Genomic DNA, 23,108 nt, shown 5'->3' on the forward strand with positions numbered 1-23,108 from the left:
TGTTACAGAGTCACAACCTTGCCGCCTGCTTTTTCAATAGCTTCTACTGCAGTTTGAGAGAACGCATGAGCGTGAACCTCAATGGCAGTAGTTATTTCGCCTCTACCTAGAACTTTGATGTTATCATTCTTTGAAGCTAGACCGTTTTCACGAAGCACAGCAAAGTCAATAACAGAAGCACCAGATTTAGAAGCCAAGTTCTGAAGAACATCAAGGTTCACAGCTGTGTACTCAACACGGTTGAAGTTTTTGAAACCGAATTTAGGAACACGGCGAACCAAAGGCATTTGACCACCTTCGAAACCTGCTTTAGAAGAATATCCAGAGCGTGATTTAGCTCCTTTATGTCCACGGGTGGAGGTTCCTCCTCTACCAGAACCGGTACCACGACCGATTCTCTTCCGGTTCTTAGTAGAACCTTCAGCAGGTTTTAAATTACTTAAGTTCATTTTAGACCTCCTTAATAGATACTAAATGTTGTACACTGTTAACCATACCTGCAATCTGAGGGGTCAACTCTTTGGTTACAGTCTTATTGATCTTGCCTAAACCAAGCGCCTTGATGGTTTGCTTCTGTCTTTCAGGACGATCAATAATGCTTTTGATCTGTGTGATTTCTACCCTTGCCATAATTACCCGTTGAATACACGTTGTAAACTGATTCCACGTTGCTGAGCAACTACCAATGGATCGCGCATTTTAGAAAGTGCATCAAAAGTAGCTTTCACCACGTTGTGAGGGTTAGAAGATCCTTTAGATTTCGCTAAAACGTCTCTAATTCCAGCACTTTCAAAAACAGCACGCATCGCACCACCAGCAATTACACCGGTACCGGCAGCAGCTGGCTTAATCAACACAAAGCCACCAGAGAATTTACCTTCCATTGGGTGAGGTACAGTGTGCTTGAACAAAGGTACACGAACCAGGTTCTTCTTAGCATCGTCAATACCTTTGGCGATAGCATCAGTTACCTCATTAGCTTTACCTAAGCCATAGCCAACAACACCATTGCCGTCGCCTACAACTACGATGGCAGAGAAGCTGAATCTTCTACCACCTTTAACAACTTTAGCTACCCGATTGATGGCTACAACGCGCTCTTTAAGCTCAATCTCGCTAGCTTTGATGCTTCTGATATTTAATTTAGACATGTTCTTAGAATTTAAGACCCGCTTCACGGGCTCCTTCTGCTAATGATTTAACACGACCATGGTACAGGTAACCACCTCTGTCAAATACAACTTCAGTGATTCCATTCTCCAGGGCCTTAGTCGCGATGTCACGTCCTACTGAAGCTGAAACTTCACTCTTGTTAGAGGAAGCTTCACCTTCAAGAACAGCAGACGAAGAACTAGCTAATGTAATACCTTGCACATCATCAATCAGCTGAGCATAAATATATTTATTGCTTCTGAATACGGACAGACGTGGACGCTGAGCAGTACCAGACACCTTGTTACGGATGCTGCGACGAATTCTCAGTCTTCTTTTTGATTTATCGAATGCCATTTTCTTACTTATTTAGAAGCAGTTTTACCAGCTTTTCTTCTAACAACCTCACCCACGAAACGAATACCTTTGCCTTTGTAAGGCTCAACTTTACGTAACGAGCGGATTTTGGCAGCTACCTGACCTATTAACTGCTTGTCAATACCTTCTAAGGTAATAACTGGAGCTTTACCTTTTTCAGTTACTGCAGTAGCAGTAATCTCATTTGGTAGAGCAACAAAAATATTGTGAGAGTAACCTAAAGCTAACTCAAGGTTCTGACCTTGGGTTGTAGCTTTGAAACCAACACCTACTAATTCTAAAGACACTTTGTAACCAGTGCTAACACCAACAACCATGTTGTTGATAAGGGCACGGTACAATCCGTGAAGTGCTTTATGTCTTTTCTGCTCTGTAGGGCGAGTTATAGTAAGAACTCCATTATCTACTGAAACAGTGATGTCTGTATCAACTTGAGAAGAAAGTGTTCCTTTAGGTCCTTTCACTGTTACCAAGTTATCCTGGTTTACCAACACCTCAACACCTTGTGGGAGCGTGATGGGCAGTTTTCCTATCCGTGACATTTCAACTTAATTAATACACGTAACACAACACTTCACCACCAACGTTCAGGCCTTTTGCCTCTTTGTCAGTGATAACTCCTTTAGATGTTGAAATAATAGCCACACCGTATCCATTCAATACACGTGGCATATTTTCAAGGTGCACATACTTACGGAGGCCCGGCTTACTAATTCTTTCAAGCTTCACGATAGCAGATTGCTTAGTAGCGGGATCATACTTCAAGGCAATCTTGATGGTGCCTTGAACAGAACTATCATCGAACTTGTAACTTTGAATATAACCTTTCTCGTAGAGAACTCTGGTTATTTCCTTTTTTATTTTGCTAGCCGGAATTTCAACTACACGGTGATTTGCCTTGATGGCATTCCGTAGTCTAGTTAAATAATCTGCTATCGGATCTGAATGCATTAGACTATATTTTTAGATTCCGCTCTTTTTAAGGAGCCGCAAAGATACTAATTTTTTCCTAACTATGTTATTGATAGGACTAATAATTACCAACTAGCCTTCGTTACCCCAGGAATCTTGCCTGCAGATGCCATCTCTCTGAATGTAACGCGAGAGATGCCAAACTTTCTCATATAGCCTCTTGGTCTTCCGGTTAATTTGCATCTGTTGTGCAACCGAACAGGAGAAGCGTCTTTAGGCAATTTATCTAGAGCTTCATAATCGCCAGCAGCTTTTAACTGAGCTCTCTTAGCCGCATATTTAGCAACCAGTTTTTGTCTCTTGAGCTCTCTTGCTTTTGCTGATTCTTTAGCCATCTTGTTATTTCTTTAAATTTGCGAAAGGTAACCCAAAGCCTTTTAATAACTCCAGGCTTTCTTCATCTGTGTTGGCAGTAGTCACAAAGGTGATATCCATACCAGCAATTGCTTTGATTTTATCAATGCTAATTTCTGGGAAGATGATTTGCTCTTTTACACCCAGTGTGTAGTTACCACGACCATCAAACCCTTTGTCGCTAATTCCTTTGAAGTCACGTACACGTGGCAAGGCAACAGTTACCAAACGGTCCAAGAACTCATACATTCTTTCGCCACGTAATGTAACACGAGCACCAATTGGCATTCCTTCTCTCAGTTTGAAGTTAGAGATTGAATTTTTAGCCTTGGTTTGAACTGCTTTCTGACCGGCGATGATAGTTAGTTCATCTACTCCGATATCCACCAGCTTTTTATCGGCCACTGCATTACCAATACCTCTGTTGATGCTGATCTTGGTAATCTTAGGCACCTGCATTATGCTCTTGTATTGAAACTTCTCTTTCAATGCAGGCACAATCTCGTTTGTATACTTATCTTTTAGTCTAGCTGCCATGTTAGATTAAGTTTCCAGTTTTTTTGGAATAACGTTGAAGCTTATTGTCATTGTTAAGCTTCTTACCTGTTCTTGTGGCAACATTAGTAGCAGGCTCTACCAACATAACATTGCTGGCGTGGATAGGAGCTTCTTGCTTTACAATACCACCGTTAGGGTTTTTAGCACTTGGCTTTTGGTGTTTAGAAACCAGGTTCAGACCTTCTACAATAACTTTCTGCTTTTCTACTAATACAGAAGTTACAGTTCCGGTTTTGCCTTTTTCATCACCAGCGATCACTTTCACAGTGTCGCCTTTCTTGACATGAAGTTTATGCTTTGACATCTTGTTTTCTTTTTCTCGTGTTTATAATACTTCAGGAGCCAAAGAAACAATTTTCATAAACTGTCTTTCACGTAACTCACGGGCAACTGGCCCAAAAATGCGAGTACCACGTGGCTCATCATTGTTATTCAATAACACGGCAGCGTTATCATCAAAGCGGATATAAGATCCGTCTTTGCGGCGTACTTCTTTCTTTGTGCGAACAACAACTGCTTTGGTAACAGTTCCCTTCTTCACGTTTCCAGAAGAAAGAGCAGATTTTACGGTAACAACAATTTTATCACCAACAGAGGCATATTTTTTTCCTGTACCACCTAGTACACGGATGCATAGAACCTCTTTTGCTCCGCTGTTATCAGCAACAGTAAGTCTTGATTCTTGTTGTATCATCTTATTTAGCTCTTTCTACGATTTCAATTAAGCGCCAGCACTTGTTTTTGCTCAATGGTCTTGTTTCCATGATGCGCACAGTATCTCCGATACCGCACTCATTGTTCTCATCATGTGCCATGAACTTCTTGGACTTGGAAACAAATTTCCCATAGATAGGGTGTTTCACTTTGCTTTCCACGATAACAGTGATGGATTTATCCATCTTGTTACTTACCACGCGTCCAGTTTTTTCTTTTCTTAGATTTCTCGTCTCCATGGTTCAGTATTTTAGCCATTGAGCTCTAGAGAACGCAGTTGCGTTTCTAGTCTGGCGATGGTTTTTCTTGTATTCTTGATTCTAGAAGGATTCTCAAGCGGAGAGATAGCATGAGCGAACTTCAGGTTCACCAGGTTGTTTCTCTCAGTGTTGAGTTGCTCTTTCACTTCATTAAGTGAAAGAGCTTTGATTTCAGATTGCTTCATGACTATTTCTCAACGTAATCTCTACGTACTACAAATTTAGTTCTAACTGGTAGCTTTTGAGCAGCCAGTCGTAAAGACTCTTGAGCTACTTCTAGCGACACTCCGTCAGATTCAAACATGATGGTACCTGGTTTCACAACGGCTACCCAGTACTCAGGAGAACCTTTACCCTTACCCATCCGAACCTCAGCAGGCTTTTTAGTGATAGGCTTGTCAGGGAAAATACGAATCCATACTTGGCCTTCCCGTTTCATTGCACGTGTCATAGCGATACGAGCAGCTTCAATTTGACGAGAGGTGATCCAAGAGGCTTCTAACGATTTGATGGCGAAAGATCCAAAGGAAATGGTGCTTCCTCTGTGCGCAAGACCGTGTACACGGCCTTTCTGCATCTTTCTATATTTAGTCCGTTTTGGCTGTAACATTTTCTAATTACCTAAAGGTTGAACAACTACTTGCGCTTGCCTCCGCGCTTTTGGTTACCATCGCCAGAACGTTTGTTACGTCCATCGCGGCGGTCGCCACGGTCATTGCCACGCTCGCTTCTTTCGTTGCGAGGAGCAGAAGAAGATCCACCGCTTTGCTGACCTGCATTAGGAGTTAAGTCACGCTTACCGAAGACTTCTCCTCTGAAGATCCATACTTTGATACCAAGCTTACCATATACTGTCTGAGCTTCAGACAAAGCATAGTCGATATCAGCTCTCAAAGTGTGAAGTGGAGTACGACCTTCTTTGTAGTGTTCAGTACGAGCCATTTCAGCTCCACCTAAACGACCAGATACTTGAATTTTGATACCTTCAGCACCTACTCTAAGGGCAGAGGCAATTGCTTGTTTCATAGCTCTTCTGAAAGAGATACGAGCTTGCAATTGTTGAGCAACTGATTCACCCACCAGTTTGGCATCCAGCTCAGGACGCTTAATTTCAAAAATGTTGATCTGAACATCTTTGCTGGTGATTTTCTTCAGCTCTTCTTTGATTTTATCTACTTCCTGACCACCTTTTCCAATTACTACACCAGGACGGGCAGTATTGATGGTGATAGTGATTCTCTTAAGAGTTCTTTCGATGATGATTTTAGAAATACCTCCTTTTGGAATACGAGCAAGGATATATTTCCGGATCTTTTCGTCTTCGATCAGTTTATCAGCGAAATCCTTTCCTCCGAACCAATTAGAGTCCCAGCCTTTTACAATACCAAGTCTAAGGCCTACTGGATTAACTTTTTGTCCCATTCTTAAAACTATTTGGCTTCGTTAGAAGTAGATGTTTCAACTGATTCAACGTCTGCTTTAGAATCGATCACCAGTGTAACGTGGTTAGATCTTTTTCTGATTCTATGACCACGGCCTTGCGGAGCAGGGCGCAATCTTTTCAGCATTTTACCTTCATCTACTCTAATCTCTTTGATATACAGATTAGCATCTTCAATGCGGGCATCTCCGTTAGCTGCTTGCCAGTTTGATAAAGCAGATAAAAGAAGTTTCTCCAGTTTAGGAGCGCCGGCATTTGCTTCAAATTTCAATAAACCTAATGCACGGGTAACACTTTTACCACGGATCAAGTTCGCAACCAGTCTCATCTTACGCGGTGAGCTTGGTACATTATTTAATTTAGCTACCGCTTCCATTATCTTTTACCTTTATCTTTCTTAGCAATGTGGCCTCTGAAGTTTCTGGTAGGAGCAAATTCACCTAATTTGTGACCTACCATGTTTTCTGTAACATAAACAGGGATAAATTTATTCCCGTTATGTACCGCAAATGTATGCCCAACGAAATCTGGAGAAATCATAGAACGACGTGACCAGGTTTTGATCACCGCTTTCTTTCCAGACTCATCCATTGTCTGCACTTTTTTATCGAGCCTGTAGTCAATATAAGGCCCTTTTTTTAATGATCTTGCCATTACTTATTTTTTCCTTCTATTAACTATCAGGTTCTCAGAATATTTATTCTTGTTTCTGGTTTTCTGCCCTTTAGCATACAGACCTTTACGTGATCTTGGGTGACCTCCTGAAGACTTACCTTCACCACCACCCATTGGGTGATCAACTGGGTTCATGGCAACACCTCTTACTCTTGGTCTGATACCCATCCATCTGCTACGTCCGGCTTTTCCAAGCTTCACGTTCATATGGTCAGCGTTAGAAACAGTACCTACTGTAGCCATACAGTTAACAAGTACCATTCTCATTTCGCCAGAAGGCAATTTCAAAGTAGCGTATCTTCCTTCACGTGCAACCAGCTGTGCATAAGAACCAGCACTTCTAGCCAGAACCGCACCTTGGCCAGGCGCTAATTCAATGTTGTGAACGATGGTACCCAATGGAATATCTGAAAGCGGTAATGCATTACCTACTTCTGGAGCTACTCCAGGACCTGATACTACAGTTGCATCTACCGCCAAGCCCGCAGGTGCAATGATGTAAGCTTTCTCGCCGTCCGCATAATACAGAAGCGCGATACGCGCAGTTCTGTTTGGATCGTACTCAATTGCTTTCACAGTAGCTGGAACTCCGTACTTCGTTCTTTTGAAGTCGATGATACGGAATCTCTTCTTATGACCGCCACCAATGTAGCGCATGGTCATTCTACCGTCGTTGTTACGTCCACCAGAGTTTTTCTTGGATGCCAACAAAGATTTTTCTGGCTCGCTCTTCGTGATTTCAGTGAAGGCAGGCGCTACTCTAAATCTTTGACCTGGTGTTGTTGGTCTTAGTTTTCTTAATGCCATTCTTTTAGGTGCTTATATACCGCTATAGAAATCGATTACTTCTCCTTGTTTCAAAGTCACAATCGCCTTCTTAGAGGATGCTGTACGTCCAGTAACAACACCAGATTTAGTGTTGCGAGACTTAACTTTTCCTTGGGTTCTCATAGTAGAGATTTTCTCCACCGTTACCCCGTAACGTGACTGGATCGCTTTTTTGATCTCAATCTTATTTGCTTTTCTATCAACTTCAAAAGCGTATTTACCTACTTCGTTCAAAGCAGTAAGCTTCTCAGTCAATAATGGTCTTTTCAGGATACTCATTATTTCTTAGCGTAAATTTCTTCAAAAACAGAAAGAGACTCTTCTAAACAAACTACTTTGTCAGCGTTCAGCAGATCGTAAGTTGTTAACGCGCCTGGGGTAGCCACCTTCACTTTAGGAAGGTTTCTGCTTGACAGAATCACGTTTTTGTCAGCTTCTTTGGTAACGATCAACGTTTTTCTGGCGCCCACATTCAGGCCTTGCAGAATTGCCGCGAAGGTCTTTGTTTTTGGAGTATCAATGGTAAGGTTATCCAACAAAACCAGACGCTCATCTTTCGCTAAAGTTGACAGGGCAGACAATCTGGCCACTGCTTTCAACTTCTTATTCAGTTTGAAGCTATAGTTTCTTGGTCTTGGACCGAATACACGACCACCACCAACAAATACTGGGGCTTTCAAAGAACCAGCTCTTGCGCCACCTGTACCCTTTTGACGCTTGATCTTTTTGGTAGAACCGGCAACTTCGTTGCGCTCTTTTGCTTTGTGTGTTCCCTGACGCTGGTTAGCTAAATACTGCTTCACGTCAAGATACATCGCGTGCTCATTTGGCTCAACACCGAACACAGATTCCGGAAGGGCAACTTTCCTTCCAGTATCTTCTCCTTTAATATTGAAAACTGATAGCTCCATCTTATTTCTCAACTACGATAAATGAATTTTTAGCGCCTGGGATAGAACCGCTTACTACTAATACGTTTTGCTCAGGCAGGATGCGCAGAACGCGCAGGTTTTGAACTTTCACACGGGCACCACCCATTCTACCAGCCATGCGCATTCCTTTGAATACACGTGAAGGCCAAGAGCAGGCACCAATGGAACCGGGGTGACGTGCTCTGTTGTGCTGACCGTGCGTCTGACCACCAACACCACCAAAGTTGTAACGTTTTACTACCCCTTGGAAACCTTTACCTTTTGAAGTACCAACCACATCTACGAATTCACCTTCTTCGAATAGGCCTACATTTACTTCATCACCCAGTGAGAAAGATGCAGCATCTTCCAGCTTGAATTCTACTAATTTCTTCTTAGCAGTGGTGTTTGCTTTCGCAAAGTGTCCGGCAAGCGCCTTGCTTACTCTTTTCACTTTCTTCTCTCCGTACCCAAGCTGAACAGCTGAATAGCCATCTGTTTCTTGCGTCTTAACCTGAGTTACTACGCATGGTCCTGCTTGAATCAAAGTACAGGCCACGCTCTTCCCTTCAGGAGTGAAGAGGCTTGTCATTCCGATCTTTTTACCGATAATTCCAGGCATTCTACTTTTTTATTTAAACAATTAATACTATAACCCCACTAGGGTTCATTTCGGGAGTGCAAAGTTCTATATTTAATTTTTAATTTACAAGCCCTGCTAAATTATTTGTTTTCAGGTACTAAGGTTTTCTTCTTTGCTGCTTCCCTTTTCTTGAACCTGAGGCTACTACAATACTGGTTATCTAATAATTCCTTTCAATCTCTGTTTTTTGGCTGTTTTTGAAAAAAGAAGGTTGAAAACGAAATCTATACCAATGATCCCTGGCCTCTGAAGTGTATCACTTTATGTTTCCTTCTTTTTTCGGGTAAATGGCCTAAAAACACGTTGGTTATTGGACATAAAAAAAGGAGAGGTCTCCCTCTCCTTTTTTTATGTAATGGCATTATCAAACTTTGATTTCAACATCAACGCCGCTAGGTAACTCTAACTTCATTAATGCATCTACTGTTTTAGAGGAAGTAGAATAGATATCTACTAGTCTCTTATAAGTACAAAGCTGGAATTGCTCTCTTGCTTTCTTGTTCACGTGTGGTGAACGAAGTACAGTGAAGATATCTTTCTCAGTTGGCAAAGGAATGGGACCACTTACGATCGCACCAGTCGCTTTTACCGCTTTCACGATTTTCTCTGATGATTTATCAACCAGATTGTGATCGTAAGATTTCAGTTTGATTCTGATCTTTTGATTCATTCTAATTCAACTATTTCGCTGTTCCTTTAATTTTTGCCACGATGCCATCTGCCAAGTTCTGTGGTACTTGCTCGTAGTGCGAGAAAGTGAGAGAGGCAGTAGCTCTTCCTGAGGTAATGGTACGTAAGTCTGTCACGTATCCAAACAATTCTGAAAGTGGAACGTCAGCCTTCACTACAGTGGAAGTACCTTTTGTATCCATACCTTTCATGATACCTCTTCTTCTGTTCAAGTCACCTGTAACCGGACCAGTGTATTCATCTGGAGTTACCACGTCAACCGCCATGATTGGCTCAAGAAGTTTAGGAGCACATTGCTTACCTGCTTCTTTGAAGCCTTGACGAGCTGCTAGTTCAAATGACAGTGAGTCAGAGTCAACGTCGTGGAATGAACCGTGGAACAGACGCACTTTCATTGAATCTACTGGGAAACCAGCCAGGATACCGTTCTTCATGGCTTCTTCGAAACCTTTCTGGATAGCCGGGATGAATTCTTTTGGAATCACACCACCAACAATCGCATTCTCGAACAACAGACCTTGCTTATCATCTTCACGTGGTCCCATGGTGAACACGATGTCCGCGAACTTACCACGACCACCAGACTGCTTCTTGTAAACCTCTCTGTGTTCAACAGTTTTAGTGATGGTTTCTTTGTAAGCAACCTGAGGAGCACCTTGGTTCAACTCAACCTTGAACTCACGTTTCATACGGTCGATGATGATCTCCAGGTGAAGCTCACCCATACCTCTCAAGATAGTCTGACCAGTTTCTTCGTCAGTGTTCACTTGCAAGGTTGGATCTTCTTCCACCAGTTTCGCTATCGCCATACCCATTTTATCTGAGTCAGCTTGAGTTTTAGGCTCAATGGCGTATCCGATTACTGGCTCTGGGAACTCCATTGATTCTAGAACGATTTTCGCGTTTTGGTCGCAAAGAGTGTCACCAGTTTTGATGTCTTTAAAGCCTACTACCGCTCCGATGTCACCAGCACCTAATCTTTCGATTTGGTTTTGCTTGTTAGCGTGCATCTGGAAAATACGGGAAATACGCTCCTTATTATTTGAACGTGTGTTGAACACGTAAGAACCAGACTCCAGAACTCCTGAGTAAGCGCGCACAAAGCACAGGCGGCCTACGTAAGGGTCAGTAGCGATTTTGAAAGCCAGACCAGCGAATGGCTCAGACTCACTTGGTTTACGCGCTACTTCTTCCCCTGTATCTGGGTTAGTACCAATAATGCTTTCTTTATCTACTGGAGATGGGCAAAGTGCCATCACGTAGTCAAGCATGGTTTGAACTCCTTTGTTCTTGAAAGAAGAACCGCAAAGCATTGGCACGATAGCCATGTCAATAGTTGCTTTACGCAGAGCAGTCAAGATTTCGTCTTCAGTGATTGAGTTTGGATCATCGAAGTATTTCTCCATCAATGACTCATCGTACTCAGCTACTGCTTCCAGCAATTTCTCTCTGTACTCTTCTGCTTCTTCCAACATATCGTCTGGAATTGGCACTTCAGTAAAGGTCATTCCTTTATCAGCCTCATTCCATTCAATACCTCTGAAGTTTACCAGGTCCACAACACCTCTGAAGTTGTCTTCAGCACCAATTGGCAATTGAAGAGCAACAGCGTTGCTACCTAACATTTCCTTCACTTGCTTACAAACTGCTAAGAAGTCAGCACCTGAACGGTCCATTTTGTTCACGAAACCGATACGGGCTACTTTGTAGTTGTCTGCAAGTCTCCAGTTAGTTTCAGATTGAGGCTCAACGCCATCAACCGCACTAAACAAGAACACTAGACCATCTAATACGCGCAGGGAGCGGTTTACCTCTACGGTAAAGTCCACGTGACCTGGAGTATCAATGATGTTGATGTGATATTTGTCACCTCTGTAGTTCCAGTTTACAGTAGTAGCAGCAGAAGTAATGGTGATACCTCTTTCCTGCTCCTGCTCCATCCAGTCCATGGTGGCAGCTCCATCGTGCACCTCGCCTATTTTGTGGCTAACCCCAGCATAGTAAAGGATACGCTCTGTAGTGGTGGTCTTACCGGCATCAATGTGCGCGGCAATACCAATATTTCTTGTGAATTTTAAATCCCTTGCCATTTTAGAATCTAAAGTGTGAGAATGCTTTGTTAGCTTCTGCCATTCTGTGAGTATCGTCTTTCTTCTTCACAGCTGCGCCTTCTCCTTTGGCTGCGGCAATGATCTCACCGGCCAATTTATCCATCATTGTTTTCTCACCTCTCTTACGAGCGTAAGAAATCATCCATTTAATGCCAAGAGAAATCTTTCTGTCCGGGCGCACTTCGGTTGGCACCTGGAAAGTAGCACCACCTACACGGCGGCTTTTCACCTCTACACCTGGCATGATGTTGTTCAATGCTTTTTTCCAGGTTTCTAACCCGTTTTCTTTAGTTCTTCTCTCAACTAAATCAACAGCATCGTAAAAAATCTTGTATGCCAGACTCTTTTTACCGTCTACCATCAGGTAGTTCACAAAACGGGTAACCAGAGTTTCTTTGTATTTTGGATCAGGAAGAAGAATTCTCTTCTTTGGTTTCGCTTTTCTCATTGTCTTTACTCAATTATTTTTTCTTACCGCCTTTACCTGCAGCTGCTGCTGGTTGACCTGGCTTCGGACGTTTCGCGCCGTATTTAGAACGGGACTGAAGACGGCCATTTACACCAGCTGTATCCAAAGCACCACGGATAATGTGGTATCTTACACCTGGTAAGTCTTTTACACGACCACCTCTGATCAACACAATAGAGTGTTCTTGCAGGTTGTGGCCTTCCCCAGGAATGTAAGCATTGACTTCTTTACCGTTTGTCAAACGCACACGAGCCACTTTTCTCATTGCTGAGTTTGGCTTCTTAGGTGTGGTTGTGTAAACGCGGGTACACACGCCACGTCTTTGCGGGCATGAGTCAAGAGCTGGAGACTTAGACTTTGATGTTAGCGCTTCTCTTCCCTTTCTTACTAATTGTTGTATAGTAGGCATTTACTAACTTTTTTATACTGATTTCTCTCTTCAAAAAATGGTTTGCAAAGGTATAAAATATGCTTTGCAAATTCAAAGTTTTAATTCATTAATTATTAATGAATTATGCTTCCCCAATTGTTCCCCCAAAATTCATGGGGAAACTTGGTGCTTCCGGTGTCTGCTTGATCACCCCAAAACTCTGTTCATATTTCAGGATGTTTTCCTCCAAAGCAGCCAAGAAACGCTTGGCATGCTCTGGAGTAATCACAACCCTTGATTTTACTTTGGCTTTGGGAATGCCCGGCATCAGACGGATAAAATCAATCACGAACTCACTGTGGGAATGCGCAATCATGGCAAGGTTTGCGTACTCGCCCTCTGCGATTTCCTCGGTCAACTCAATGTTGATTTGTCCTTGTTGCTCTGGTGCCGCCATTTTTATTTCTCTTGCAGTTCGCCTTGTCTTGATCTTACTCCTGCTTGCTTGCTGGCGCTAAGAGCTTCGTACTCTTCTTTAGAACCAACAATCAGCTTAGAGTACTCACGCAGACCGGTACCGGCAGGGATCAGGTGACCAACAATTACGTTCTCTTTCAAGCCCAGTAACTCATCAGCCTTACCTTTGATAGCCGCTTCGCTCAACACCTTAGTAGTTTCCTGGAAGGAAGCCGCAGAGATGAAGCTTTGCGTACCCAGAGAGGCCTGGGTGATACCTTGCAAGGTTGGTCTAGACACAGCTGGCTGTGCATCACGTACTGTCACCAGACGCAAGTCACGGCGCTTCAGGCTGGAGTTCTCATCACGCAAGCGACGAGCTGTCACGATCATACCTGGTTTCATGGTAGTTGAGTCACCTGCATCTTCCACTACTTTCATGTCAATGATCATGTCATTCTCTTCCATGAAGGTTACCTTATCCACGGTCTGGTTCTCCAAGAAGCTGGTATCACCTGGATCAATCACAACCACTTTCTGCATCATCTGGCGAACTACCACCTCAATGTGCTTGTCGTTGATCTTCACCCCCTGCAGACGGTATACCTCCTGAATCTCGTTCACCAGGTACTCTTGTACTGCACCCGGACCTTGAATATTCAAGATATCGGTTGGTGTGATAGCCCCGTCTGACAACGGAACCCCGGCACGTACGAAGTCATTATCTTGAACCAGGATGTGCTTAGAAAGAGGCACCATGTACTTCTTCCGGATTCCATCTTTAGATTCAATGTAGATTTCACGGTTACCGCGTTTTACGCCTCCATAGGTTACTACACCGTCAATTTCACTCACCACTGCTGGGTTAGATGGGTTACGGGCCTCAAAGAGCTCGGTAACACGTGGTAGACCACCGGTGATGTCACGTGTTTTACCAATCGCACGTGGAATCTTAGCCAGGATTTGACCAGCCTGGATTCTTTGTCCATCCTCCACTGTCAAGTGGGCACCTACTGGAATGTTGTAACCTTTCGGTTCACCATTGGCTGGGTTCACCACAATAGCAGGGTTCTTGGTTTTATCTTTGGTCTCGATGATCACTTTCTCACGGTGACCTGTCTGCTCGTCAGACTCTTCGCGGTATGTGATACCATCAATGATGGAGTCGTACGCGATTGTACCATCGAACTCAGACAAGATAACCGCGTTGTATGGATCCCAGTTACAAAGCTCATCGCCTTTCACAACTGTTTGTCCTTCGTCAATCAACAAGAATGAACCGTAAGGCACGTGGTTGCTGATCAGAAGTTTTCCGGTGTTAGGCTCAACAATCTTCACCTCACCTGAACGACCCATTACTACTTTCACTGGTTCACCTTCGGCGTTCGTGGTTTCAATGGTTCTTACATCTTCGAACTCGATAACACCTGGGAACTTCGCACGGATAGAGGCATCTACCGCAATGTTAGAAGCCGTACCACCCACGTGGAAAGTACGAAGTGTCAACTGAGTACCTGGCTCACCAATGGATTGTGCCGCGATAACTCCAACCGCCTCACCTTTCTGCACCATGCGGCCAGTAGACAAGTTACGGCCGTAGCACTTAGCACAGATACCGCGTTTGGTTTCGCAAGTCAATACTGAGCGAATCTCAACGCTTTCAATGGCAGAGTTCTCAATGATTCTGGCATATTCCTCCGTGATTTCGCTTCCCGACTCAAGAATCAATTCACCCGTAATCGGATCAATGATGTCATGCACGTTTACACGACCCAGGATACGCTCAGACAGAGACTCCACAATATCCTCGTTGTCTTTCAGTGCACTTACTTCCAGACCACGCAGGGTACCACAGTCAGTCTCATTCACGATCACGTCCTGAGAAACGTCTACCAGACGACGGGTCAGGTAACCAGCATCCGCTGTCTTCAAGGCTGTATCTGCAAGACCTTTACGAGCACCGTGGGTAGAGATGAAGTACTCAATTACATCCAGACCTTCTTTGAAGTTGGAAAGAATTGGGTTTTCAATAATCTCCCCTACTGAGCCTTGCAAAGATTTCTGTGGCTTGGCCATCAGACCCCGCATACCACCTAACTGACGGATCTGCTCTCTGGAACCACGGGCACCAGAGTGCATCATCATGAAGATGGAGTTGAAACCTTGGTCATCTTTCTCCAGACGGTTCATCAAGGTCTCGGTGATCTGGTTGTTGATACGAGTCCAGATATCGATTACCTGATTGTAACGCTCGTTGTCAGTGATCAGACCCATAGAGTAGTTAGCCCATACTGCATCAACATCTTTCTTGGCTTGTTCCACCAGAATGTCTTTCTCAGCAGGGATTACAATGTCACCCAGACCCATTGACAGACCACCTTTGTAGGCTGACTGGAATCCCAGGGTTTTAATATCATCAAGGAATTGAGCAGTTCGAGCCATACCGGTTACTTTGAACACGCGGGAGATGATCTGCTGCAATTTCTTTTTAGACAGGAGTTCGTCTACATAACCAACTTCTTCTGGCACGTATTGGTTGAACAGCACACGACCGGCAACTGTCTCAATCAATTTGGTTTCCAGTTGGCCGTTCTCGTTCAGAACTTTCACTCTTACTTTGATAAAGGCGTGCTTAGACAAGCGGCCTTCATTGATAGCAATAATTACTTCTTCTGCACTGTAGAAAGACATACCTTCACCGGCAATCTTCTCAGTTTCTGTAGAGCGTTTTCCTTTGGTTACGTAGTACAAACCCAATACCATGTCCTGAGATGGTACCGCAATTGGAGCACCGTTAGCAGGGTTCAGGATATTGTGGGATGCCAACATCAACATAGAGGCTTCCAGGATTGCGGCCGGTCCAAGTGGAACGTGAACCGCCATCTGGTCACCGTCAAAGTCGGCGTTGAACGCAGTGGTTACCAGTGGGTGAAGCTGGATCGCTTTTCCTTCAATCAGCTTAGGCTGGAAGGCCTGGATACCCAGTCTGTGGAGCGTAGGAGCACGGTTCAACAGTACAGGGTGTCCTTTCAATACGTTCTCCAGGATATCCCATACTACCGGGTCTTTACGGTCAACAATTTTCTTCGCTGATTTTACCGTCTTCACTATACCGCGCTCAATAAGCTTACGGATGATGAACGGTTTGAAAAGCTCAGCTGCCATGTTCTTAGGCAGACCGCACTCATGCAATTTCAGCTCAGGTCCTACCACGATTACAGAACGACCGGAGTAGTCAACACGCTTACCAAGCAAGTTCTGACGGAAACGTCCTTGCTTACCTTTCAGCATGTCAGAAAGTGATTTCAGGGCACGGTTACCTTCTGCACGAACAGCGTTCACTTTACGTGAGTTGTCGAACAAGGAGTCAACCGCCTCTTGTAGCATACGCTTCTCGTTCCGCAGGATTACCTCTGGCGCTTTTATCTCGATCAGACGCTTCAGACGGTTGTTGCGGATGATAACGCGACGGTATAAATCGTTCAAGTCAGAGGTAGCGAAACGGCCACCATCCAACGGAACCAACGGACGCAATTCTGGTGGAATAACCGGCACCATGCGGATGATCATCCACTCAGGCTTGTTCTCAATACGAGTAGCAGCATCACGGAACGCTTCCACCACGCGCAGACGCTTCAATGCTTCTGCCTTACGTTGCTGTGAAGTCTCGTGGGCGGCAGAATAACGCAGGTCGTAAGACAGGTCATCCAGGTTGATACGCTCCAATAACATCTGCAGCGCCTCGGCACCCATTTTCGCGATGAACTTGTTTGGATCATTGTTATCCAACATCTGGTTCTCGCGAGGAAGTTTGTCAATCATGTCCAGGTACTCATCCTCGGTCAGGAAGTCCAGCATGTTCACGCCGTCTTCTGCCAAGATACCTGGCTGAATTACTACGTAGCGCTCGTAGTAAATAATTTGGTCAAGCTTTTTGGTTGGTAAGCCCAGCAAATAACCAATTTTGTTAGGCAATGATTTGAAGTACCAGATGTGTGCTACCGGTACAACCAATTCAATATGGCCCATGCGCTCACGGCGCACTTTTTTCTCAGTTACTTCAACACCGCAACGGTCACAGATAATCCCTTTGTAACGGATTCTCTTGTATTTACCGCAGTGGCATTCCCAGTCTTTCACCGGCCCGAAAATACGCTCACAGAACAATCCACCCATTTCTGGCTTGTAAGTTCTGTAGTTGATAGTTTCTGGCTTAGTTACCTCACCGTTTGATCTTTCCAGAATAGATTCTGGAGAAGCCAAGCTGATGGTAACTTTAGAGAAGTCCTGGATTAATTTTTTATTTCTTGCTAACGCCATGTTATGTGTTGCTAGATATTTAAATTTTCCTTTTTGCTTTTAGGGCTTCTTAATGTGAAAGAGGGAGATTCTGGGCAGCACCGTTTCCGGGCTGTTTTCCCAAAATCTCCTCCAAAATGATTCACATTAGTCCAGCGTAATCTCCAAGGCCAAGCCTCTGAGCTCGTGAATTAACACGTTGAATGACTCAGGGATATTTGGCTTCGGCAACACGTCGCCTTTTACAATGGCTTCGTAGGCTTTCGCACGACCAATCACGTCATCAGATTTCACAGTCAGGATCTCTTGCAGAACGTTGGCAGCACCGAAGGCTTCCAATGCCCACACCTCCATCTCACCGAAACGCTGACCACCGAACTGGGCTTTACCACCCAATGGCTGCTGCGTGATAAGTGAGTATGGTCCGATAGAACGGGCGTGCATCTTATCGTCTACTAAGTGACCCAGTTTCAGCATGTAGATTACCCCTACGGTTACCGGCTGATCGAAACGATCTCCGCTCAGACCATCGTACAGGTAAGAACGCCCGAAACGTGGCAAGCCTGCCTCAGTCAACTCTGCCGATACCTGCTCTTCTGTAGCGCCGTCAAAGATTGGGGTAGCATAGGTGCGTCCCAACTTCAGACCAGCCCAACCAAGAACTGTCTCGTAAATCTGACCGATGTTCATCCTGGATGGTACCCCTAGTGGGTTCAACACGATGTCCATTGGTGTTCCGTCTTCCAGGAACGGCATGTCTTCCTCACGCACGATACGAGCCACTACCCCTTTGTTACCGTGACGACCCGCCATCTTATCACCCACTTTCAGCTTGCGCTTCTTAGCGATGTACACTTTGGCCAGTTGCACGATACCAGCAGGAAGCTCGTCTCCTACCTCCAAGGTGAAACGGTCACGCTTGAAGCGGGCAGAGATCATGTTGCGGCGCTTCGTGTAGTTTTTCACCAGCTCTAGCAACATTTTGTTGGTCTGCTCGTCAGTAGTCCATCCTTCAAGGATTAAATCCTTGAAAAGGTTCACTTCTTCCGGAACAGCGTAGTTGCTCTCGTCTTTGTAAGGGTTCTTGTCTGGGAAGAGCGCATCGGTGATGTTCTTCTTGCCAAACTTGGCGCCTTTGGTCAGGATCTCATCCCCGAAACGGTGACGTACACCCTGGCTTGTTTTCCCATCCAGCAATTGCACCAGCTTCTCAATCATCACGTTCTTCACGGCTTTGAGTTCGCTGTTGTATTTCGCTTTCAGGTCTTCTACCTCTTTCTTCGCTTTGGCGCGGAGGTTCTTGTCTTTCTTAGGACGAGAGAACAGTTTAGTGTCAATTACCACCCCGTTCAATGATGGCGGCGCCTTAAGGGAGGCATCCTTCACATCACCGGCTTTGTCCCCGAAGATGGCACGGAGAAGTTTCTCTTCTGGGGTTGGGTCCGTCTCTCCTTTAGGAGTGATTTTACCAATCAGAATATCACCTTCGCGTACTTCGGCACCAATACGGATGATACCGTTTTCATCCAGGTTACGAACGGCTTCTTCGCTCACGTTCGGGATCTCAGAAGTTAATTCTTCCTCCCCGCGTTTCGTTTCACGAACTTCCAGCTCGAACTCTTCAATGTGGATTGAGGTAAACACGTCATCTCTAACTACACGCTCAGAGATAACAATGGCATCCTCAAAGTTGTATCCTTGCCAAGGCATGAACGCTACCTGCAGGTTTCTACCTAAGGCAAGTTCTCCCTGGTTGGTGGCATATCCTTCGCACAATGGCTGACCTTTGGTAACCCGCTCGTTCTTCTTCACAATTGGAGTCAGGTTGATGCAGGTATCCTGGTTTGTGCGGCGGAACTTGATCAGGTCGTAGGTTACGTACTCGGCATCAAAGCTCACCAGTTTCTCTTCCTCTGAAAGGTCGTAACGGATGATGATCTTCTCAGCGTCTACAAAATGCACGTATCCTTCGCCTTCGGCTCTAACCAACGCTCTTGAGTCAAGAGCAGCTCTTAGTTCCAGCCCTGTACCTACAATTGGAGCCTGTGGCTTCAACAATGGTACTGCCTGGCGTTGCATGTTAGATCCCATCAAGGCACGGTTCGCATCGTCGTGCTCCAGGAACGGAATCAACGAGGCGGCCACCGACACAATCTGGTTTGGAGCAACGTCCATGTAAGTATAGCGTTCTGGCTCTACTACTGGGAAATCGCCCTCAAAACGGCCTTTTACTTTATCATTGATGAAGTTACCGTTCTCATCAATCACAGCGTTGGCCTGTGCGATGTGGTGGGTATCTTCTTCTTCAGCGGTCAGGTATTTCACTCCGGAAGCTAAATCTACTTTACCTTCTACCACATTGCGGTAAGGTGTTTCAATGAAGCCCATGCTGTTCACGCGAGCGTGCACGCATAGTGAGGAAATAAGACCGATGTTTGGTCCTTCTGGTGTTTCAATGGTACACAGACGGCCATAGTGCGTATAGTGAACGTCACGAACCTCGAAACCGGCACGCTCTCTGGAAAGACCTCCTGGCCCCAGGGCAGATACACGACGCTTGTGCGTGATCTCGGCCAGTGGGTTGGTCTGGTCCATGAACTGAGAAAGCTGGTTTGTTCCGAAGAAGGAGTTGATCACAGAAGAAAGCGTACGCGCATTGATCAGATCAACTGGTTTGAATTCTTCGTTATCTCGTACGTTCATACGCTCTTTGATAGTTCTGGCCATACGTGCCAGACCTACGCCAAATTGCGCATACAACTGCTCTCCTACGGTTCTTACCCGACGGTTACTCAAGTGGTCAATATCATCTACCACGGCTCTTGAGTTGATCAGACCGATCAGGTACTTCACAATAAGAACGATGTCCTCATTGGTCAATACCTTCGCGTCCCAGTTCTTGTCAAGACCCAGTTTCTTGTTGATTCTGTAGCGTCCTACATCACCTAAGTCGTAGCGCTTGTCGCTGAAGAACAACTTCTGGATGATGTCACGGGCTGTTTCTTCATCCGGAGCCTCAGTGTTTCTCAGTTGGCGGTAGATCTGCTCTACTGCTTCTTTCTCTGAGTTAGAGTTATCCTTCTGAAGGGTGTTATATATAATGTTGTAATCTGCAATGTTTACATTCTCACGGTGCAAGATGATTGACTTAACACCTGAATCAATGATCACATCCAGATCATCTTCTGTTACCTCAGAGTCACGCTCCAACAGGACCTCGTTACGGTCAATAGATACCACTTCACCGGTATCCTCGTCCACGAAGTCTTCTGTCCAGGTGCGCAGAACCCTTGCAGCAAGTTTTCTACCCACTACATTCTTGAGGGTTTTCTTATCGGCAGGTACCTCTTCAGACAACCCGAACAAGTCCAGGATGTCTTTATCTGTTCCGTAACCGATAGCCCGCAACAAAGTAGTTACCGGGAATTTTTTCTTACGATCAATGTAAGCGTACATTACGTTGTTCACGTCTGTCGCAAACTCAATCCAAGAACCTTTAAATGGAATAATTCTGGCAGAATATAATTTAGTACCGTTGGTATGTTTGCTTTGGGCAAAGAATACCCCTGGTGAACGGTGCAACTGTGATACAATCACGCGCTCAGCGCCATTGATCACAAATGAACCTTTCTCGGTCATATAAGGAATGTTTCCTAAGAAAACTTCCTGTTCAATGGTCTCAAAATCTTCGTTGTCTGTATCGTTACAGATCAGGCGAAGTTTTGCTTTCAATGGAACCGAATACGTCAACCCACGGTCAATACACTCATCAACGGAGTATTTTGGTGGATCAACGTGGTAGTCTACGAATTCCAGAACGAAATTCTCTCTTGAATCAGAGATCGGAAAGTTTTCAGCAAACACCTTGAATAGACCTTCTTCCGTACGGTTCTCGGCAGCTGTTTCCAACTGGAAAAAGTCCTGGAATGACTGTAGCTGAACATCCAAAAAGTCTGGATAATCGATCACAGACCTAATGGATCCAAAATTGATCCGCTCTGTCGTTTTATTAGTAGCCAAAGTTGTCTGATTTTTACGTTTAAACTTTGTCGGGCCAGGAAACAGTTCAATCTCCTGGTAATTTTTTCTAGAAAATCATTTCTAGGTACAAACAGGAAAAGACCTGACGAAATTGCCAGGTCTAACCCTTAGTGGTAATGGAAGGTGTGTGAGATTACTTAACCTCCACTTCAGCACCAGCTTCTTCCAATTGCTTTTTCAATGAATCTGCTTCATCTTTAGCAACACCTTCTTTCAATGGTTTTGGAGCACCATCAACAAGTTCTTTAGCTTCTTTCAAGCCAAGACCAGTCAATTCTTTCACTAGCTTCACAACTGCTAGTTTAGAGGCACCAGCTGACTTAAGGATTACATCGAAAGATGTTTTTTCCTCAGCAGCAGCTCCAGCGTCTCCACCGGCAGCACCACCTGCTACCATTACAGGAGCAGCAGCTGCTGGCTCAATACCATACTCATCCTTAAGAATAGTAGCAAGTTCATTAACTTCTTTTACAGTTAAGTTAACCAACTGCTCAGCGAATGCTTTCAAATCTGCCATTTTTATTAGTAATTAAAAGTTGTTTTAAAATTGAAGTGTTATTGTTCTTTCTCTGATAGAGTTTTAACCAAGCCAGCCAAGATATTGCCACCGCTCTGAAGGGCAGAAATAACGTTTTGTGCTGGTGATTGAAGAAGTCCAATGATTTCGCCGATAAGCTCTTCTTTAGACTTGATTTTGCTTAATGTATCTAGTTGCTCATCTCCGATGTAGATACTTGCATCAATGTAAGCACCTTTTAAAAGAGGTTTCTTATCTCCTCCTTTGCGGAAATCCAACAATAATTTTGCGGGTGCGTTACCTGTTGTTGCTTCAAACAGAACTCCTGAAGATCCTTTCAGGGCAACATCCAAAGCAGATGTATCCACATCCAAAGTATCTAGAGCCTTGCGAATTAAAGTATTTTTGTATACTTTGTATTCAATACCTCTATCAAAGCACAGTCTTCTGAATTTGTTGATAGTTGCAACGGTTAAATCTGAAGCGTCTGTGATGTAGACGAAGGAATTTTGAGCCAGTTTTTCGCTCAGGTCACGTACAATGATTTCTTTCTCTTCCCGTGTCATCTCTTCTCGTTAAATGGAGGTTTTATCAACTATCACACCAGGACTCATTGTGCTTGACAATGTGATGCTTTTAATATAAGTTCCTTTTGCGGAAGATGGCTTCAGACGGTTCAAGGTAGCAATTACCTCAGAAGCGTTCGCTGCAATTTGTTCCGGACCAAAAGACACTTTTCCAATGCTAGTGTGGATGATACCGGTTTTATCAACTTTGAAGTCAATTTTACCAGCCTTCACTTCTTTTACAGCTTTGGCTACGTCAGTAGTTACTGTACCAGCTTTAGGGTTTGGCATCAGGTTACGAGGACCCAAGATACGGCCCAGTCTACCTACTTTCGCCATTACTGCTGGCATAGTGATAATCACGTCTACGTCAGTCCATCCTTTTTCAATCTTCTGGATGTACTCGTCTAGACCTACGAAATCAGCACCTGCGTCTTTTGCTTCCTGCTCTTTGTCAGGCGTGCAAAGCACCAACACACGCACATCTTTACCGGTTCCATGAGGAAGCGTTACTACGCCTCTCACCATTTGGTCAGCCTTACGAGGATCAACTCCCAAGCGTACGTCAATGTCAACGGATGCATCAAACTTGGTGAAAGTGATATCTTTCACAACGCCTGCTGCATCTAACAAAGAGTACTCTTTTTTAGGGTCGTACTTCGCTAAGACTGCTTTTCTGTTTTTAGAAATTCTAGCCATTTGC

Annotated in this window: 30 protein-coding genes; all 30 read right to left on the reverse strand. The window is 44.5% G+C overall.

Going from position 1 to position 23,108, the window contains the following annotated elements:
- Positions 1-2: 2 nt before the first annotated feature.
- Positions 3-449 carry a 50S ribosomal protein L15 gene (gene rplO, locus JT719_RS10135; RefSeq protein WP_207432891.1) on the reverse strand — a complete coding sequence of 149 codons (447 nt, stop codon included), beginning with the start codon at positions 447-449 and terminating at the stop codon, positions 3-5.
- A 1-nt stretch (position 450) separates the two neighbouring features.
- A complete protein-coding gene (gene rpmD / locus JT719_RS10140) occupies positions 451-630 on the reverse strand; it encodes a 50S ribosomal protein L30 (protein WP_242693126.1) in 180 nt (59 codons plus the stop codon).
- 2 nt (positions 631-632) lie between these two features.
- Positions 633-1,151, reverse strand: coding sequence for a 30S ribosomal protein S5 (gene rpsE, locus JT719_RS10145; RefSeq protein WP_207432892.1), 519 nt, complete (start codon positions 1,149-1,151; stop codon positions 633-635).
- A 4-nt stretch (positions 1,152-1,155) separates the two neighbouring features.
- On the reverse strand, positions 1,156-1,509 hold the full coding sequence (gene rplR, locus JT719_RS10150; protein ID WP_207432893.1) for a 50S ribosomal protein L18: 354 nt from the start codon (positions 1,507-1,509) through the stop codon (positions 1,156-1,158).
- Between the two features lie 8 nt (positions 1,510-1,517).
- Positions 1,518-2,072, reverse strand: coding sequence for a 50S ribosomal protein L6 (gene rplF / locus JT719_RS10155; protein ID WP_207432894.1), 555 nt, complete (start codon positions 2,070-2,072; stop codon positions 1,518-1,520).
- Positions 2,073-2,082: 10 nt separating this feature from the next.
- The gene (rpsH, locus tag JT719_RS10160) at positions 2,083-2,481 is read right to left on the reverse strand and encodes a 30S ribosomal protein S8 (protein ID WP_207432895.1); all 399 of its coding nucleotides are present in this window, start codon (positions 2,479-2,481) and stop codon (positions 2,083-2,085) included.
- Between the two features lie 86 nt (positions 2,482-2,567).
- On the reverse strand, positions 2,568-2,837 hold the full coding sequence (gene rpsN, locus JT719_RS10165) for a 30S ribosomal protein S14 (RefSeq protein WP_048919312.1): 270 nt from the start codon (positions 2,835-2,837) through the stop codon (positions 2,568-2,570).
- Positions 2,838-2,841: 4 nt separating this feature from the next.
- Positions 2,842-3,393 carry a 50S ribosomal protein L5 gene (gene rplE / locus JT719_RS10170; RefSeq protein ID WP_207432896.1) on the reverse strand — a complete coding sequence of 184 codons (552 nt, stop codon included), beginning with the start codon at positions 3,391-3,393 and terminating at the stop codon, positions 2,842-2,844.
- Between the two features lies 1 nt (position 3,394).
- The gene (rplX, locus tag JT719_RS10175; protein ID WP_207432897.1) at positions 3,395-3,718 is read right to left on the reverse strand and encodes a 50S ribosomal protein L24; all 324 of its coding nucleotides are present in this window, start codon (positions 3,716-3,718) and stop codon (positions 3,395-3,397) included.
- Positions 3,719-3,739: 21 nt separating this feature from the next.
- Positions 3,740-4,108, reverse strand: a complete 369-nt coding sequence (gene rplN / locus JT719_RS10180; RefSeq protein ID WP_205501706.1) for a 50S ribosomal protein L14 — start codon at positions 4,106-4,108, stop codon at positions 3,740-3,742.
- A 1-nt stretch (position 4,109) separates the two neighbouring features.
- Positions 4,110-4,367, reverse strand: coding sequence for a 30S ribosomal protein S17 (rpsQ, locus tag JT719_RS10185; protein ID WP_062543987.1), 258 nt, complete (start codon positions 4,365-4,367; stop codon positions 4,110-4,112).
- 11 nt (positions 4,368-4,378) lie between these two features.
- Positions 4,379-4,573, reverse strand: a complete 195-nt coding sequence (rpmC, locus tag JT719_RS10190; RefSeq protein ID WP_207432899.1) for a 50S ribosomal protein L29 — start codon at positions 4,571-4,573, stop codon at positions 4,379-4,381.
- A 2-nt stretch (positions 4,574-4,575) separates the two neighbouring features.
- Positions 4,576-4,998: a 50S ribosomal protein L16 gene (gene rplP, locus JT719_RS10195; RefSeq protein ID WP_066617994.1), complete on the reverse strand. Its 423-nt coding sequence runs from the start codon at positions 4,996-4,998 to the stop codon at positions 4,576-4,578.
- Between the two features lie 26 nt (positions 4,999-5,024).
- On the reverse strand, positions 5,025-5,810 hold the full coding sequence (gene rpsC / locus JT719_RS10200) for a 30S ribosomal protein S3 (protein ID WP_207432900.1): 786 nt from the start codon (positions 5,808-5,810) through the stop codon (positions 5,025-5,027).
- Between the two features lie 8 nt (positions 5,811-5,818).
- Positions 5,819-6,205 (reverse strand): 50S ribosomal protein L22, encoded by a 387-nt coding sequence (rplV, locus tag JT719_RS10205; RefSeq protein ID WP_205501703.1) that lies wholly within the window; start codon positions 6,203-6,205, stop codon positions 5,819-5,821.
- A complete protein-coding gene (gene rpsS, locus JT719_RS10210) occupies positions 6,205-6,483 on the reverse strand; it encodes a 30S ribosomal protein S19 (protein ID WP_207432901.1) in 279 nt (92 codons plus the stop codon). The genes rplV and rpsS overlap by 1 nt, the downstream gene beginning before the upstream one ends.
- 3 nt (positions 6,484-6,486) lie before the next feature.
- Positions 6,487-7,311 (reverse strand): 50S ribosomal protein L2, encoded by an 825-nt coding sequence (gene rplB / locus JT719_RS10215; protein WP_207432903.1) that lies wholly within the window; start codon positions 7,309-7,311, stop codon positions 6,487-6,489.
- 12 nt (positions 7,312-7,323) lie between these two features.
- Complete coding sequence (gene rplW, locus JT719_RS10220) at positions 7,324-7,611, reverse strand: 50S ribosomal protein L23 (RefSeq protein WP_207432904.1); 288 nt, start codon at positions 7,609-7,611, stop codon at positions 7,324-7,326.
- Positions 7,611-8,243: a 50S ribosomal protein L4 gene (gene rplD, locus JT719_RS10225; RefSeq protein WP_207432905.1), complete on the reverse strand. Its 633-nt coding sequence runs from the start codon at positions 8,241-8,243 to the stop codon at positions 7,611-7,613. Before rplD ends, rplW begins: the two co-directional genes overlap by 1 nt.
- 1 nt (position 8,244) lies before the next feature.
- The gene (gene rplC / locus JT719_RS10230; RefSeq protein ID WP_205501699.1) at positions 8,245-8,865 is read right to left on the reverse strand and encodes a 50S ribosomal protein L3; all 621 of its coding nucleotides are present in this window, start codon (positions 8,863-8,865) and stop codon (positions 8,245-8,247) included.
- A gap of 385 nt (positions 8,866-9,250) precedes the next feature.
- Entirely contained in the window at positions 9,251-9,556 is a 306-nt protein-coding gene (gene rpsJ / locus JT719_RS10235) for a 30S ribosomal protein S10 (RefSeq protein ID WP_048919298.1), read from the reverse strand.
- Positions 9,557-9,566: 10 nt separating this feature from the next.
- Positions 9,567-11,666: an elongation factor G gene (gene fusA / locus JT719_RS10240; protein ID WP_207432907.1), complete on the reverse strand. Its 2,100-nt coding sequence runs from the start codon at positions 11,664-11,666 to the stop codon at positions 9,567-9,569.
- Position 11,667: 1 nt separating this feature from the next.
- Positions 11,668-12,135: a 30S ribosomal protein S7 gene (gene rpsG / locus JT719_RS10245; protein ID WP_207432908.1), complete on the reverse strand. Its 468-nt coding sequence runs from the start codon at positions 12,133-12,135 to the stop codon at positions 11,668-11,670.
- 13 nt (positions 12,136-12,148) lie between these two features.
- Positions 12,149-12,565, reverse strand: a complete 417-nt coding sequence (rpsL, locus tag JT719_RS10250; RefSeq protein ID WP_048919295.1) for a 30S ribosomal protein S12 — start codon at positions 12,563-12,565, stop codon at positions 12,149-12,151.
- Between the two features lie 103 nt (positions 12,566-12,668).
- Positions 12,669-12,983 (reverse strand): DUF3467 domain-containing protein, encoded by a 315-nt coding sequence (locus tag JT719_RS10255; RefSeq protein WP_205501696.1) that lies wholly within the window; start codon positions 12,981-12,983, stop codon positions 12,669-12,671.
- 2 nt (positions 12,984-12,985) lie between these two features.
- Positions 12,986-17,302, reverse strand: a complete 4,317-nt coding sequence (gene rpoC / locus JT719_RS10260) for a DNA-directed RNA polymerase subunit beta' (RefSeq protein WP_207432909.1) — start codon at positions 17,300-17,302, stop codon at positions 12,986-12,988.
- A 126-nt stretch (positions 17,303-17,428) separates the two neighbouring features.
- Positions 17,429-21,301, reverse strand: a complete 3,873-nt coding sequence (gene rpoB, locus JT719_RS10265) for a DNA-directed RNA polymerase subunit beta (RefSeq protein WP_207432911.1) — start codon at positions 21,299-21,301, stop codon at positions 17,429-17,431.
- Positions 21,302-21,455: 154 nt separating this feature from the next.
- On the reverse strand, positions 21,456-21,839 hold the full coding sequence (gene rplL / locus JT719_RS10270) for a 50S ribosomal protein L7/L12 (protein WP_205501693.1): 384 nt from the start codon (positions 21,837-21,839) through the stop codon (positions 21,456-21,458).
- A gap of 38 nt (positions 21,840-21,877) precedes the next feature.
- Positions 21,878-22,405 (reverse strand): 50S ribosomal protein L10, encoded by a 528-nt coding sequence (rplJ, locus tag JT719_RS10275; protein ID WP_207432912.1) that lies wholly within the window; start codon positions 22,403-22,405, stop codon positions 21,878-21,880.
- A gap of 9 nt (positions 22,406-22,414) precedes the next feature.
- Positions 22,415-23,104, reverse strand: a complete 690-nt coding sequence (rplA, locus tag JT719_RS10280; RefSeq protein WP_207432914.1) for a 50S ribosomal protein L1 — start codon at positions 23,102-23,104, stop codon at positions 22,415-22,417.
- Positions 23,105-23,108 lie beyond the last annotated feature (4 nt).

The organism is Sabulibacter ruber (assembly GCF_017355955.1).
Lineage (GTDB): Bacteria > Bacteroidota > Bacteroidia > Cytophagales > Hymenobacteraceae > Nibribacter > Nibribacter ruber_A.

Coding starts and splice junctions, on each gene's coding strand:
- rplO (WP_207432891.1), bottom strand. CDS start 449: ATGAACTTAAGTAATTTAAAACCTGCTGAAGGTTCTACTAAGAACCGG.
- rpmD (WP_242693126.1), bottom strand. CDS start 630: ATGGCAAGGGTAGAAATCACACAGATCAAAAGCATTATTGATCGTCCT.
- rpsE (WP_207432892.1), bottom strand. CDS start 1,151: ATGTCTAAATTAAATATCAGAAGCATCAAAGCTAGCGAGATTGAGCTT.
- rplR (WP_207432893.1), bottom strand. CDS start 1,509: ATGGCATTCGATAAATCAAAAAGAAGACTGAGAATTCGTCGCAGCATC.
- rplF (WP_207432894.1), bottom strand. CDS start 2,072: ATGTCACGGATAGGAAAACTGCCCATCACGCTCCCACAAGGTGTTGAG.
- rpsH (WP_207432895.1), bottom strand. CDS start 2,481: ATGCATTCAGATCCGATAGCAGATTATTTAACTAGACTACGGAATGCC.
- rpsN (WP_048919312.1), bottom strand. CDS start 2,837: ATGGCTAAAGAATCAGCAAAAGCAAGAGAGCTCAAGAGACAAAAACTG.
- rplE (WP_207432896.1), bottom strand. CDS start 3,393: ATGGCAGCTAGACTAAAAGATAAGTATACAAACGAGATTGTGCCTGCA.
- rplX (WP_207432897.1), bottom strand. CDS start 3,718: ATGTCAAAGCATAAACTTCATGTCAAGAAAGGCGACACTGTGAAAGTG.
- rplN (WP_205501706.1), bottom strand. CDS start 4,108: ATGATACAACAAGAATCAAGACTTACTGTTGCTGATAACAGCGGAGCA.
- rpsQ (WP_062543987.1), bottom strand. CDS start 4,367: ATGGAGACGAGAAATCTAAGAAAAGAAAAAACTGGACGCGTGGTAAGT.
- rpmC (WP_207432899.1), bottom strand. CDS start 4,573: ATGAAGCAATCTGAAATCAAAGCTCTTTCACTTAATGAAGTGAAAGAG.
- rplP (WP_066617994.1), bottom strand. CDS start 4,998: ATGTTACAGCCAAAACGGACTAAATATAGAAAGATGCAGAAAGGCCGT.
- rpsC (WP_207432900.1), bottom strand. CDS start 5,810: ATGGGACAAAAAGTTAATCCAGTAGGCCTTAGACTTGGTATTGTAAAA.
- rplV (WP_205501703.1), bottom strand. CDS start 6,205: ATGGAAGCGGTAGCTAAATTAAATAATGTACCAAGCTCACCGCGTAAG.
- rpsS (WP_207432901.1), bottom strand. CDS start 6,483: ATGGCAAGATCATTAAAAAAAGGGCCTTATATTGACTACAGGCTCGAT.
- rplB (WP_207432903.1), bottom strand. CDS start 7,311: ATGGCATTAAGAAAACTAAGACCAACAACACCAGGTCAAAGATTTAGA.
- rplW (WP_207432904.1), bottom strand. CDS start 7,611: ATGAGTATCCTGAAAAGACCATTATTGACTGAGAAGCTTACTGCTTTG.
- rplD (WP_207432905.1), bottom strand. CDS start 8,243: ATGGAGCTATCAGTTTTCAATATTAAAGGAGAAGATACTGGAAGGAAA.
- rplC (WP_205501699.1), bottom strand. CDS start 8,865: ATGCCTGGAATTATCGGTAAAAAGATCGGAATGACAAGCCTCTTCACT.
- rpsJ (WP_048919298.1), bottom strand. CDS start 9,556: ATGAATCAAAAGATCAGAATCAAACTGAAATCTTACGATCACAATCTG.
- fusA (WP_207432907.1), bottom strand. CDS start 11,666: ATGGCAAGGGATTTAAAATTCACAAGAAATATTGGTATTGCCGCGCAC.
- rpsG (WP_207432908.1), bottom strand. CDS start 12,135: ATGAGAAAAGCGAAACCAAAGAAGAGAATTCTTCTTCCTGATCCAAAA.
- rpsL (WP_048919295.1), bottom strand. CDS start 12,565: ATGCCTACTATACAACAATTAGTAAGAAAGGGAAGAGAAGCGCTAACA.
- JT719_RS10255 (WP_205501696.1), bottom strand. CDS start 12,983: ATGGCGGCACCAGAGCAACAAGGACAAATCAACATTGAGTTGACCGAG.
- rpoC (WP_207432909.1), bottom strand. CDS start 17,302: ATGGCGTTAGCAAGAAATAAAAAATTAATCCAGGACTTCTCTAAAGTT.
- rplL (WP_205501693.1), bottom strand. CDS start 21,839: ATGGCAGATTTGAAAGCATTCGCTGAGCAGTTGGTTAACTTAACTGTA.
- rplJ (WP_207432912.1), bottom strand. CDS start 22,405: ATGACACGGGAAGAGAAAGAAATCATTGTACGTGACCTGAGCGAAAAA.
- rplA (WP_207432914.1), bottom strand. CDS start 23,104: ATGGCTAGAATTTCTAAAAACAGAAAAGCAGTCTTAGCGAAGTACGAC.